Source organism: Pseudoalteromonas neustonica, from assembly GCF_001653135.1.
Lineage (GTDB): Bacteria > Pseudomonadota > Gammaproteobacteria > Enterobacterales > Alteromonadaceae > Pseudoalteromonas > Pseudoalteromonas neustonica.
In genome coordinates this window covers 369,640-383,011 of the sequence record NZ_BDDS01000001.1, presented here as the reverse complement: position 1 = coordinate 383,011, position 13,372 = coordinate 369,640, and the positions used below count along the sequence as shown (strand labels likewise).

At 41.0% G+C, this 13,372-nt stretch carries 11 protein-coding genes; 5 read left to right on the top strand and 6 right to left on the bottom strand.

From position 1 onward, the window contains the following. Positions 1–29 precede the first annotated feature (29 nt). From A7967_RS01625 to A7967_RS01605, 5 genes are all read right to left on the bottom strand, one after another. On the bottom strand, positions 30–425 hold the full coding sequence (locus A7967_RS01625; RefSeq protein WP_054203442.1) for a DoxX-like family protein: 396 nt from the start codon (positions 423–425) through the stop codon (positions 30–32). A 12-nt stretch (positions 426–437) separates the two neighbouring features. Further along, complete coding sequence (locus A7967_RS01620; RefSeq protein ID WP_235575736.1) at positions 438–899, bottom strand: DUF2269 family protein; 462 nt, start codon at positions 897–899, stop codon at positions 438–440. An 11-nt stretch (positions 900–910) separates the two neighbouring features. Next, positions 911–2,065, bottom strand: a complete 1,155-nt coding sequence (locus tag A7967_RS01615) for a saccharopine dehydrogenase family protein (protein WP_064435306.1) — start codon at positions 2,063–2,065, stop codon at positions 911–913. Positions 2,066–2,255: 190 nt separating this feature from the next. After that, the gene (locus A7967_RS01610) at positions 2,256–5,351 is read right to left on the bottom strand and encodes an efflux RND transporter permease subunit (protein WP_054203445.1); all 3,096 of its coding nucleotides are present in this window, start codon (positions 5,349–5,351) and stop codon (positions 2,256–2,258) included. Beyond that, entirely contained in the window at positions 5,351–6,415 is a 1,065-nt protein-coding gene (locus A7967_RS01605) for an efflux RND transporter periplasmic adaptor subunit (protein WP_244507083.1), read from the bottom strand. The genes A7967_RS01610 and A7967_RS01605 overlap by 1 nt, the downstream gene beginning before the upstream one ends. Before the next feature lie 228 nt (positions 6,416–6,643). On the opposite strand from A7967_RS01605, the gene A7967_RS01600 reads away from it, so the two are divergent. Continuing rightward, entirely contained in the window at positions 6,644–7,369 is a 726-nt protein-coding gene (locus A7967_RS01600) for a HugZ family pyridoxamine 5'-phosphate oxidase (RefSeq protein ID WP_064435305.1), read from the top strand. A gap of 117 nt (positions 7,370–7,486) precedes the next feature. Here the strand turns inward: A7967_RS01600 and A7967_RS01595 are convergent, their stop codons facing one another. Further along, entirely contained in the window at positions 7,487–7,936 is a 450-nt protein-coding gene (locus tag A7967_RS01595) for an Lrp/AsnC family transcriptional regulator (protein WP_054203447.1), read from the bottom strand. A gap of 103 nt (positions 7,937–8,039) precedes the next feature. On the opposite strand from A7967_RS01595, the gene A7967_RS01590 reads away from it, so the two are divergent. The 4 genes from A7967_RS01590 to A7967_RS01575 all read left to right on the top strand — a co-directional run bounded on the left by A7967_RS01590 (position 8,040) and on the right by A7967_RS01575 (position 13,322). Beyond that, positions 8,040–8,633, top strand: coding sequence for a LysE family translocator (locus A7967_RS01590; protein ID WP_064435304.1), 594 nt, complete (start codon positions 8,040–8,042; stop codon positions 8,631–8,633). Between the two features lie 181 nt (positions 8,634–8,814). Then, on the top strand, positions 8,815–10,068 hold the full coding sequence (locus tag A7967_RS01585; protein ID WP_054203449.1) for an HlyD family secretion protein: 1,254 nt from the start codon (positions 8,815–8,817) through the stop codon (positions 10,066–10,068). An 8-nt stretch (positions 10,069–10,076) separates the two neighbouring features. Next, positions 10,077–10,805: an ABC transporter ATP-binding protein gene (locus A7967_RS01580; protein ID WP_064435303.1), complete on the top strand. Its 729-nt coding sequence runs from the start codon at positions 10,077–10,079 to the stop codon at positions 10,803–10,805. Between the two features lie 9 nt (positions 10,806–10,814). After that, positions 10,815–13,322: an FtsX-like permease family protein gene (locus tag A7967_RS01575; protein ID WP_231658956.1), complete on the top strand. Its 2,508-nt coding sequence runs from the start codon at positions 10,815–10,817 to the stop codon at positions 13,320–13,322. Positions 13,323–13,372 lie beyond the last annotated feature (50 nt).

The following is a 13,372-nucleotide window of genomic DNA, read 5'->3' as shown; positions in this document are numbered from 1 at the left end:
AATAGAGGCGAGTCAACGCTAGCCCTTTGTTACTTAATTGTAATTTGACTTTTATTTTCACTAAATAAAAAACAGATCAAAACAACAATTGGAATATTCTTAGTAATTGGCCCAAACGGATGCAGCCAAAAGCTTGCATCTATCAACGTTAGCAGCGCAGTATAAGTAATGATTACCGCCACTTGAACAAGACAGCATACTTGGGTTTTAAAAGATGTGACGAGCCAAAGCCCAAGTGCTATATCTAACATACCACCAGCGTAAATTGCTGCTTTAGCTGGTAGACCTACAATATTGGCGCCCGCAAGAATTTCATAGCCAACGTCAGGTGCAAAATATACGGAGGTTAAACCGGTAAAAATCCACAAAAATGCCAATGCGTATTTTGTAGCATACAGCAATGTTGCTTGCTTAAAGTTATACATACCCAAGCCACCTCACACAAGCGAAAATGGTTTAAACACCATTAACCAAAATATCCCTAAAATAGCGGCAAAAGCGGGAATTCCTAATAAAGTCCACGTTTTCATCAATGATTTAAACTCTGCTGTAACTTGATTTAACTCTACCGATAATTTAGCAAGCTCACGTAATTTGTATTGAATACGCAACACAGGCAACCAACACACACCTATAAAAGTAAATAACCCAACAACCCAATAAAACCAAGGGGCTGAAAACGAGTACCCTAACTTGCCCATCAACATTATGCCCGTGACAATTTGAATAATGACTGCTGGGGTTGTAAAAATCCAGTCTGCTAAAATAACGTGCTTAGCCGTAATATAAATAACCTGTGGATTGTTGGAACGATTTGCCATAAACATAAAAAAAGCAATACCGCCGCCAGTTCCCGTTACCACAACTGCAGCAAGAATATGAAGTAACTTTAAGAGCAAATAATATTCCATTATATGTACTGCACTTGATTATCTAACGACATTTCTTGTTGATATGTGATACCGAGCGTATCAAAATAATGACTAAAATCATCAAGCTCAAATAACCCTGCGCATGGTATTGCACCCACGCCCTGCTTTGCAATAAACGCCTCACTGCTGAACAATTTTTTGGCTAATACAATACTTGAAAGCGTTGGAATATATGGACCATTACCTTTTGGTGCGTACAGTGTCCATTTAATTTGTTTTGTTTTATTACTATGATCTTGCCCACTAATGAGTACTTCCATTGCACCATCTTGTGTGCCAAATGGTAAAAAAAGATTACTCGTGCTCACAATGGCTTTCGCTAACGGCGCCCAACTTTTCACAATGCCAATTTTTGATAAGTAAGCCATCCCCACCATCGTCCAATGCAATATGCCCAACTCTAAACCCGCTTGAAAACTCACTTGCTGTGATACGTTATAGCGATTCGGGAAAAGCTCTAAATCGGGCACATCCACATTGGCTAAACAACGCTTACCAACAAAGCTGCCAAAATCATTTACCCTTGAGTCCATCCAACCATAGACATCTTGCCAATGACCGCTTTTAAACACACTTAGCGGATGTCCGGTATAAGATAATATTGCAGCAACGGTAGCCACACCTCGCTCCGCTTTATTGCCTGGCGCAATCGCTAAATTAATTGATTCAATAGTACTAAATTGATTTTGATAATGATCGACAACCGCAGAAGATAAACCCGGCACAGAGCTGGCACCACTAACTATAAGTACGCCCTTTTCTTTAGCTTTGCTATCCAACTGATTAATATCGCAAACAAACCTGCGATCATCAGCTAAATCAATATAATGTGATCCACACTCAATGCACGCATTGGGTACTCTATAATCTTGCCCTTGAAAAGGCCCACTAGTATGAATAACCAAAAATGGCGCAAGGCTTGTTAATCTAGCTTTAAAATCATCAGCAAAAATATCAATAACTAAAGGCGCTAAAATAGCGGCTACTTTCGGTTGTAAATGCTTAGCAAGTGCAATTGCTTTATCGTTATTCCTACCTGCAATAAGTATTGTTATTCCTGCTGTTTTTGCTAGATTTTCAACAATTCTTTTACCAAAGTTACCATATCCGCCTAACACAACGACCGTCTTCATTTAGCTACTCCTTCTAACTACGGGCTAAAATATGACAGCATTAATAAGCTAAGCAAAGCTTTAAAATACGATCAGCTAAATAAATAAGCCAAATCGTAAGCCATTAACCTCATACGCTGTGCAATTTCAATTTATACCACCACAGCTTTAACTATTAAGCTCGACTAACGCCGAGCTTAATTTCGTGGTGTTAATCCTTGCGCTTATAAACCATTAATAACAAAGCTGGTAATACGGTTAAACTTACAACCGTTGAAACAGCAATGCCACATAGGACAATGATCCCGACTCCACGATATAACTCAGAGCCTTCACCGGGTATAAATACCAATGGCGCTAAGCCACATAAGGTCGTCATTGTTGACATAACGATTGGTTTTAATCGCGTTTCCAGTGCACCAATAACAGCTTGATAAGCCTCAAGCCCTGCGGCTAAATTACGACGGCTTTGATCAACAATTAAAATTGGGTTATTCACCACTGTGCCCAGTAAAATCAAAAAGCCGAGCATAGTGATCATATCAAACGGTTGATAAAACCCACCAAATACAGAACCTACAGCGTTAATTGCATTTAATCCAAGTAGGCCACCAGCCATGCCTAAAGGCACCGTTGCCATAATAAATAAAGGCTGTCCCCAGTGTTTAAAAATTGCCACTAAAAGCAAATAACACAAGGCTAAAGCCACTATAAAGTTACTGCTTAATGCATTGCGTGTTTTTTCAAGCTGATCTGCAGCGCCACCAATACTTATATTTACCCCAGGTAATAAATCGCCCTGCTTTTGCAGCTGTGGCAATAGTTTTTCTCGGACCATTTGTTGGGCCCGCTCTAGAGCTACATCTCTCGGTGGAATAATATAAACAGTTACTGTACGGCGCCCATCTACTCGGCGTAGGCTGTCACTGTCGGCTTTTTCGCTTAAATTAGCCAAGGCGTTTAACGGCAACAAACCTTGCGATGTTACGACGGGTGCTTGCTCAAGCCCCTCTAAGCTTTGCTTGTTACCTGCCTCTGAGAATATAAACACATCCACTTTATCATCACCTAAAATTAATTCATCAACATAGGCCCCGTCGCTAAGTGCTGCAACGGTATAGCCCAGCTCATCGGCGGTCATGCCCACCTCAGCAAGACGCTGCCAACGAGGTTGAATTTCAATTAATGGCTGATCAAGCGTTAGTGAAGACGGCTCAGAGTCAACTTGTGGATTATCAAACACCTCACTCGCAAGGCGGTATACAGCATCGGCAGCACGGTATAAGTCCACTTGCTCTGTACCACTAATATCTAGTGCTACCGCGCGCGTACCACCGTCGTTACTAGAGATAATCGAGCCTCGTGATGAAAATGCTCGCATTCCTGGGTAACTTTTAAATTTAGCGGTTATCGCCGCCATCATTTCGTCAATATGCTCTGGATTATTCGGCTCACTTAAAAACCAAATATTGCCCACCCCAACCGATAACGAATAATACTTTAATGATGGTAAATCGGTTTTCCCCTGCGCAAAGTCACTGCTTGGTGCATTTAAATGATTATTAAAATAGGTCAATAACTCATCACCAATTTTTTGCATATGGCTCAAGTTATATCCTGGGGGTGCTATCATCATTGAAAACGCTTTTGGTTCTTCACCTTCAGGAAGGTATTCGGCTTCCGGCATAAATAACCAAGCGCCACCAATTAAACCGATTACAGCCACAACAACACACACTGAACGCTGAACTTTAGAGGCTAAAAATGCAGGAATAAACTGAGGTAGTCGCATTTTCGATGTCATTGTGCCATCAGACTTTGTTACACAAGCAAACCGTGCAGAAGCCGCGGGTACAACTAATAACGCGACCAGCATAGAAGCTATAATGGCCCCAGAAATGGCAATCGCAACATCTGAGTACAACTGGCCAGCTTCTTGTGTAATAAATAAAATAGGTGCAAACACCAATACTGTGGTCATTGTTGAAGCTAAAACCGCAGGCCATACTTCTTGCACGCCAGCAATAGCGGCTGCTAATTTTGACAGACCACGTTGTTTAGCTTGCTCAATATTTTCAAGTACCACAATGGTATTATCAACCGTCATGCCAATCGCAAAGGCAACCCCCGCTAATGAAATAACATTAATGGTTCGCTCAAAGAGTAATAAACCTAAAAATGCGGCAATCGTACAAATTGGTACACCCATTACACCAATCAACGTAGAACGCGGGCTTTTTAAAAACCAGAACATCACTAAAGTTGCCAGTAACGCCCCAATAGCTAAGTTAGTCCATACATTTTTAACTGAGCCTTTTACATAACGCACGTCGTCACTGAGTAGGGTTAATTGCAGGCCATTTTGCGCTAATAAATCACGGTTAATACGCTGTACAACTTGCGTCATTTCGTCTTTAATTGCCATTACATTTGAGCCACTTTCGCGGCGTACCGATAGCATTAAATTACGCTCGCCATCGTTATAAGAAATGTTTCTCAGTTCATAATGGTCTAATTTTATTTTCGCAACATCTTTAAGACGTACAGTGCGGTCTTCATGCTGAGCAATGACTAACTCTTCTAGTTCTTGCGCCGATTGAAAGCGCCCAACCATACGCAGTAAGTAACGGCGTTTTCCGCTATCTATATCACCCGCTGAAGCATCTTGATTGCGGCTACGTATCGCATTTCGCACTGCTATCAAACTAATATTTCGACTTGCAAGCTTTTGCTGATCGATCAATATCTGTATTTGATACAACGCCCCGCCTCGAACGCTAACCTGTGATACACCAGCCACACGTTCCATTTCTGGACGTACGTTATCTTGGGCAAAATCACGTAGCATGTCGATATCGATATTAAGCGGATTACCCGCCTGCGGTTTTAATGAAAAAAACATAAAAGCATTGGATGAAAATGAGCTACTGTAGAGCACGGGTTGATCGACGTTTTCTGGGTAATCAGGCACTTGTGCTAATGCGTTACTAACATTGATAAGCGCCTCATTAACATCAACGCCAAATGGGAACTCGAGTTCAACCTCAGCTTCGCCGGTATTTGCATAACTCGACATACGCTTTAAATTTGGGAGCGAGCGTAAATAGCGTTCTTGCTCTATGAGTATTTCTTTTTCAACATCTTGTGGTGTAGCACCTGGCCATTGGGTCACCACAGTGATAGTGCGAACATCTAAATCAGGGATCATCTGAACAGGAATTTTAAACGCGGCTACTAATCCTAAAATACATGCAATAAGTACCGCAACCGTCACCAATGTTGCATGTTTAACTGCGCCTTCGAGCATTATTGAATCCCCGTTGGCGATATCGTCTTAACTGCTTGACCATCTTGTAATAATTCATTGCCTTGAGTTACCACCCATTGCCCAGCTTTTAGACCTTCAATTACTTCTACTTGGCTATTCATACGCGCGCCTACTTGAACACTTTGCCTTACAGCGACTCCTTCAAGCACAGTAAAAACACTAAAGCCTCCATCAGGGTGGCGTAACAGCGCATCTCTATCGATAACAACACTGGCTTTAGCCGTTGGCTTTAATGACACTGCTGCACTTGCCGATAAACCAACTTGTAAGTCACCCGTATTATTAAGTTGTAAACGCAATAAAAAACTACGATGAGTGATATTTATCACAGGTACTTTCGCAATGACTGTTGCTGTAAATGCTTCATTTGGCCGTGAAGCTAAATACACTTCAACTATGGTTTCAATATCTATTGCTGCAAAGTGCTCTTGAGGCATATATAAATCAAGCCACAGCTTGTCATTGTTCACTAATTCAAAGGCGCTTTGACCACGGGTAACCCACTCCCCTACATTCACCATACGCTTAGCAATAATGCCACTAAAAGGAGCAACTAGCTGATGACGCACTAAAAGCTGTTGTTGGTAAGTTTCGTTCGCTTGGGCTTCAAGTAAACTTGCTTGAGCACCTTTAACGGCTGCGTAGCGCTGCGCAAGTTCGGTCTCTGCAAATAATTTTTGTTTGGATAAAGATTGCGCTTCAGTATAACGACGCTTAGCATCATCAACGGTTACTTGCGCACGAGCTACAGCCGCTTTATTGGCTTGTAATTGTGCTTTAATTAATGCGGAATCTAACGCGAGTAAAGGTTCGCCTTGTTTTAGGTATTGACCTGCCTCAGCATAAATATCGGTGACTACCCCTTCAGCAAGTACCGAAAGTTGCGCATGACGCTGCGCTTTTAATGACCCCGTAAGCGTCACTTTAGGAGCAAGTTGCTGCTGCTCAACTTGCTGGGTAACAACATTAACGGTCTCAGCCGCAGAGCTAAATGCACTAAAAAGCATCAAGCATACATACCAATAATACTTATAAATATTCAAAATAACTCCCTTTTCTATCCTATTAACACCGCATGAGTGCTTGGATAAAATTTCGATTAACGCCAACAAGTAACAACATGCATGAGCAACTTGATAAGAATGTGCCTAATATAAAGCAATCACTCCACCGTAAACAAGAATCATTTGCAAAATAGTCATTTTAACAGCAGAATTACGTGTAACAATAAACAAATCTAGATTTTGCGACTTTCAACGCCAGGAATTTTTATGAGGCAGCAAGCCCTTCACGATGCAAAAACGTTAGTATTCACAAAAAGTAGTGGGGTTATGTCGACCCTTTCTCATAACTTAAGAGGATACCCTTTTGGCTCCGTCGCCCCTTATATGTGCGACGAGCAAGGCCGTATTTACTTTTTTATTAGCAATATCGCCCAGCATACCAAAAACCTACAACATGATAGCCGCATGAGTTTAACGGTATTTGATGCCGCCGAGCAAGGCGATCAAAATGAGCATGGCCGTGTAACAATTGTGGGTGATGGCCGTTTAGTTGACACCGATAAAGCTGAATCGTTAATCGACAAATACATAGTCCTTTACCCAGAAGCACAAAGCTATCGTAACGCTCATGATTTTAATCTTTGGCAATTAGATGCAATACGCGTGCGTTATATCGGGGGCTTTGGAAAAATATTTTGGTTAGAACAAGATGAGTGGCTACAACCCTCTAAGCCGTGGGATGAAGAACAAGAACAACATATGATTGAGCATATGAACGGCGATCATCTAGATGCCATGAGCTTAATTTTAAAACAACACTGCAATGTAAATGACCCATCACCCATTATGAGCGGCCTATTACCACAGGGGTTTTACCTGCAAAGCCAACAACGTAACTATTACATTGCATTTAATGTGCTTTGTGACAGCCCAATGGCTGTGCGTAAGGCATTAGTTAAATTAACAAAAGCTGCCCGTGGAGAAAGTGAGTAGTTAGCTCAAAAGTCGGATTTATAAACGCTTAAGCTGTCGCTTTATCAAAAAAGTACCTTCGTTCAAAAATTAACGCAGGTACTTTAATGGCTAAATTAATCGCAGATAAATTAGCTTCTACGCCCGCTCATCTTTAGGTGAATCCATCACAACATGAGAGGTTATTGTACGCACTTGTGGTATTGACCCTAGCACATCCGCATGAAACGCTTTATAAGATTTAATATCTGCGGTTTCTATTCGTAATAAATACTCAAATGCACCGGTCACATTGTGACATTCTTTTACTTCATCAATAAACTCCAGCGCTTGCTCAAAAGTACGTTGTGATTTAGTAGAATGCTCATTTAAGCCCACACCAACATATGCAACAAACCCCAGCCCAAACGCATGATTATTTATCACTGCACGATACCCCGTGATCACACCTATTTTTTCTAATTCTTGCACACGGCGCAAACAAGCTGATGGCGATAAACCAACTCGCTCTGCAAGCTCAGCATTTGCAATTCGGCCATTGAGCTTTAGCTCTTGCAATATTCTGTCGTTTATTCGATCTTTTTTCATTTTAAATTGTCAAAAATAATTTTAGTTGCATTAATAAGCGAAAAAATTGCGAGGTAATAAACATATAATTGCATAAATACAAGCAACTAAGTGAGCATTAAATATGAATATTGAATTATTATCAGCATTGGCGCTATTTGCGCTTGTTTCTTCTGTCACGCCTGGGCCTAATAACTTAATGCTGATGAACTCTGGCGCTAACTTTGGTTTTAGGCGCACTTTGCCACACTTATTGGGCGTAACAATTGGCTTTGTGATAATGCTCGTGCTGGTTGGTTTAGGAGTAATGCAATTATTTGATGTTTTTCCGTTAAGTTATCAACTATTAAAAGTGCTTTGTATTGCTTATTTACTTTATCTTGCTTATAAAATTGCCAGTAATAAAACACCTGTTGGCGCTGAAAATGGCGATACTAAACCCTTTACCTTTGTCCAAGCGGCTTTATTTCAATGGGTAAACCCGAAAGCGTGGACCATGGCATTAAGCGCAGTGAGTGTATATGCGCCTTCTAAAGGCATCGGGGCGGTCGTGATTGTCGGTGTTATTTTTGGCTTGGTAAATTTGCCTTGTGTCAGCGCGTGGACATTACTTGGGCAAAAATTACAAATATGCCTAAACCGCCCTGAACGTCTACAAGCGTTCAATATTTTTATGGCGATACTGCTCGTCGCTTCTGTACTTTTTAGTATGCTCTAAATTTTTTAATTAAAGCGATCCCAATAACGACACACCGCGCCTTTTTATCAGTCCCATTATCGACACACTGTGACTTTACTCTGTGCAAAATAAAAATTAGTCAATTGATAATTAAAGGTTATTTTTATTGGCATTGAAACTGCTATATCTAGTTATGATCAGCATTTTTAAGTTACTTTAAATGGATATAATCCGAAAAAAACAAAAAGCAGCAAACAAGAAACCTTATATTATTGCTGGGATATGCTTAGTATTAGTGATGGTGATTTGGCAAATATCACGCTCAAATGTCAGTAATATAATTGCCACTAAAGACACCTTGTTAATCGATACCGTAAAACGGGGGCAATTTGAGGTGACCGTTCGTGGTATCGGAGTGCTTGTACCCAAAGATATTCGCTGGGTAGCCACCAATATCAGTGGTCGTGTTGAAGCTATTTATGCTAAAGCCGGTGCCAGCGTAAAAGTTGACGATATCTTAATGGTTTTAAGTAACCCGGAGCTTGAGCAACAACTTGAAGAAAGCCAGTGGGAATTAGAAGAAATGAAGGCGCAACTTCATGCTCAAAAAATTGCCCTTGAGTCACAAGTATTTGATCAAGAAGCTTTAGTGATCAATAGCCAATTAAATTATGAACGTGCCCTACTAACACTTAATGCGCAAGAATCTTTAATTGCACAAGATATCGTCGCGGTATCAAAAATAGCTCATGAAGAAGTAAAAATTGATGTAAACCAATTTAAGCAGCGTTGGCTACTAGAACAAAAGCGTTTACTAAAAAGCCGCGAAAACATGCAAGCACAAATAAAAGCATTTTCAGCGCGATCAAAACGCATGCAGCATATAGTCAGCAGAATGCAAAGCCAAGTGGACGGCTTAACGGTTAAAGCAACGATTGATAGTATTGTACAAGAAATGCCGCTGGAGCTTGGCCAACGTGTAAATGCAGGCACTAATCTAGCCCGCCTTGCCAAAAGTGGCGAATTTTTAGCTGAACTACGCGTTCCCGAAAAACAAGTCAGCCATGTTGCTCTAGGTCAACACGTCACCATCGACACCCGCGCAAATATCACAACAGGCATTGTCAAACGCATTGATCCTGCGGTGATCAATGGCTCTGTACAAGTCGATGTTGAATTAGTCGGTGACATTCCAAAAGAAGCACGCCCTGAACTGTCTGTTGACGGCATTATTGAAATAGCAAAACTCGATGATGTGTTATTTGTAAAACGTCCCATGTTTGCTAAAGCAAACAGCACAGGCACCATTTACGCATTAGATACAGCCAACGAATATGCCCAATCAACAACAGTCGAATTTGGACAAATGTCAGCAACCCATATTGAAATAAAACAAGGATTAGCGACAGGCAACAACATTGTCGTCTCAGATGTCTCCGCGTGGGATGGTCATCAACAAATAAAAATTAATTAGGAAGCACTATGAAAACGCACTCAAACCCTGTACTAGTCGAACTCAAACAACTGAAAAAAGTTTTTGTTGCTGATGACATTGAAACCCATGCCTTAAATGACATAAACCTGTTGATTAACCAAGGTGAATACATTGCAATAACAGGCCCGTCAGGCTGTGGAAAATCTACGTTACTTTCTTTATTGGGTTTATTAGATAACCTTTCGCAAGGACATTATTTATTAGCTAATCACGACGTGTCAAACCTTGATCGTGATGAGCGCGCACATATTCGCAATGAAAAAATTGGTTTTATATTTCAGGCCTTTAACTTAATTAGTGATTTAACCGTTGCCGAAAATGTTGAGCTGCCATTAACCTATCGTAAAGACATTAGCAAAGAGCAACGTAAAACCATGGTTGCTGATGCTTTAGCCAAAGTTGACATGGCTCACCGAGTTAATCACTTTCCTTCTCAGTTATCAGGTGGGCAGCAGCAACGCGTTGCCGTAGCCAGAGCGATAGCAGGCAACCCGTCGATTATTTTAGCCGATGAGCCCACTGGTAACCTTGATTCAAAAAATGCGCAAGCGGTGATGAACTTACTCGACCAACTTCACCAAGAAGGCGCGACTATTTGCATGGTTACTCATGATCCGCGTGGCGCGAGTCGTGCAAAACGCACAATTGAAATATTCGATGGCAAGATTGTTGCCGATCACGAAAACAATCAGCAGTCAGCTGCAATTACGGTATAAAAGGACAAAATGATGTCATTAGCTATCGAGTTAAAATATACCGCACGAATGTTACTAAAAAAGCCAATGTTTACTGCTTTAACCATCTTGATTGTCTCAATTGGCCTTGGTTTAACACTTTACGCCTATTCAATTTTAAATAATTTGGTGTTTAAACCCATGACCATGAATGGCGACACGCCACTTGTCGCCATTGAAGCTAAATATAATTATAACCATCAATACCGAATGCAAGCAGATCCTTTTCATTTACTGCAATTAGACCAACAACTAGGGTTATTTACAGATGTTGCCTATTATTATGAAGGAACGACTATTGCAGGAGGCGCAAAATCAACCAATAGTAAGCTCCAACAAGCAAAAAAATATAATGCAACTTACACCAGTTGGAATATTTTTGAAATTGCCGGTGTACAACCCATACTGGGGCGAGGGTTCGCACCTGAGGATTTTTATGACGGTGCGGAGTCTGTATTTGTACTCAGTTACGAAATATGGCAACGAGACTTTAATAGCGACGCAAAAATAGTTGGCCAAACAGTATCACTTGATGCCATGCCCTCACGTGTAATTGGTGTTATGCCTGAAGGCTTTTCATTTCCACAATATGCACAAATATGGCAACCTTTGGGTCCTGATTACTTAAACCCAATTGAAGCAACCAGAAACAGCGCTTTTGGTATTGCTCGCCTAAAACCAGATGCCACATTCGCACAAGTCGAAGCCGGGGTTGCCTCTTTCAATACGCAAATTGAGCCTGAGTTAATGAAGGATTTTCGTTGGAGACTCAGCGATAACGGCGAATACCTAATTGCAAAACCCTACAAACACGCCAGTATTGTGCAGTATTACACTATTTTTGTTGCTTTGTTTGTTGTGGTATTTCTTATATTAGCGCTTGCCTGCATCAATGTAAGTAACTTACTCCTTGCACGTGTAAACGAACGTCTAAAAGAGGTCGCGATCCGTGTTGCTCTCGGTATTCCTAGAAAACGTTTAATTTTACAAATGCTGTGGGAAAGCGTCTTTATATGCTGTACTGGTGGACTGTTTGCATTGTTATTTGCCGCTTACGGATTAGAAGTCAGTAACGAAATACTTAACGCCAATTTTACTGTCGAAAATAAAAAGCCATTTTGGTGGGATCTATCACTTGAGCCAAGCGCTATAGTGCTATTAATCGTCTCAGTGGTGTTAATGATTGCAATCACTGGCCTGCTCCCTGCGATTCGCTCGTTATCAAATGATTTTAATGCAGTAATACGAGATGGCACACGAGGTGCTTTAAGTAAAAAAGCAGCTAAAGCTGGCAGAGTGTTAGTCATTTCTGAGATTTTACTGTCCTGTGTTGTATTAGTCATTGCCACTATTTTACTTGTCACAGGTTACTCTGCAGGCACCGCTGATTACGGTGTTGATACCGACAAGCGCCTTACAGCACAAGTACAACTGTCACCTGAAAAATACCCTGTAAGATACGATACTGAGTTTGAATACCAAGACCGTATAAATCGTTCTGATATGTACTATAAATTAAAGGAAACACTTGAAGCCATGCCAAGCATAGAAGCCGTCTCTTTCATGTCACAACTACCTGGTCGAGGGGAAGGCACCAGTTATTTTGAAATTGAAGGACGCGCCGCACAAGTTTGGAATGAAAACCCTTACAGTAATAATGAGCTCGTTGCCCATGATTCATGGCGAGCCATTGGCATGGAAATAATTCAAGGTCGTGCTTTTGATTACCGAGACCGAGAAGACGGTGCGCTTAGCATTATGATTAATCAAACCATCGCCAAGCAGTTTTTTCCAGAAAATGATGCCATTGGCCAGCGTGTAAGGCGTGTTAATGCAAGGGGCGCATCTGACGATTGGTATACAATTGTTGGCGTTGTATCTGATACCTTTCATGGTTCAACTATGCGATCCTCTAGTGCCTCTTATAACTCCTATCATTCAATGGATAACATTGGTCCATGGCGGCTATATGTCGCATTACATTATCAAGGCAATGAAGCAGCTATCAAGCAAGCCCTAATGGATGCTGTAAATACTGTTGACCCTGATCTTGGTATTTATCATATACAAAATTATGACGATCTAATTAATCAACCAATGTTACTGGTGCTGTCAGTGAGTAAAATATTTTTACTGTGCGGGGTAATCGCTGCATTTTTGGCAGCCAGTGGCATTTACGCAATGGCTGCAAATAGCATTACTCAGCGCACTCAAGAAATTGGTATTCGCAGAGCCCTAGGCTCACCTGATAATGACATTATTAGATTATTTATGAATCAAGCCATTAAGCAGTTAGCTATCGGCCTTGCAATCGGTGTTTGTCTGTCGCTATTATTAGTCAGTACCATGACTAATACATTAGTGATAAGTAACACCAGTTATGTATTAAGTCTAATTTGTGTCCCATTATTAATAACAGCAATGGTCTTATTAGCTACCTTTATACCCGCTAAAAAAGTGATCAAAATGGAGCCCAGTGACGCATTACATCACGATTAATGCTTAATATTTCTTTTATGCGAACAGCTCTAAATAAGTTGTTCGCTGTT

Coding starts and splice junctions, on each gene's coding strand:
- A7967_RS01625 (WP_054203442.1), bottom strand. CDS start 425: ATGTATAACTTTAAGCAAGCAACATTGCTGTATGCTACAAAATACGCA.
- A7967_RS01580 (WP_064435303.1), top strand. CDS start 10,077: ATGAAAACGCACTCAAACCCTGTACTAGTCGAACTCAAACAACTGAAA.
- A7967_RS01575 (WP_231658956.1), top strand. CDS start 10,815: ATGATGTCATTAGCTATCGAGTTAAAATATACCGCACGAATGTTACTA.
- A7967_RS01610 (WP_054203445.1), bottom strand. CDS start 5,351: ATGCTCGAAGGCGCAGTTAAACATGCAACATTGGTGACGGTTGCGGTA.
- A7967_RS01600 (WP_064435305.1), top strand. CDS start 6,644: ATGAGGCAGCAAGCCCTTCACGATGCAAAAACGTTAGTATTCACAAAA.
- A7967_RS01585 (WP_054203449.1), top strand. CDS start 8,815: ATGGATATAATCCGAAAAAAACAAAAAGCAGCAAACAAGAAACCTTAT.
- A7967_RS01590 (WP_064435304.1), top strand. CDS start 8,040: ATGAATATTGAATTATTATCAGCATTGGCGCTATTTGCGCTTGTTTCT.
- A7967_RS01615 (WP_064435306.1), bottom strand. CDS start 2,065: ATGAAGACGGTCGTTGTGTTAGGCGGATATGGTAACTTTGGTAAAAGA.
- A7967_RS01595 (WP_054203447.1), bottom strand. CDS start 7,936: ATGAAAAAAGATCGAATAAACGACAGAATATTGCAAGAGCTAAAGCTC.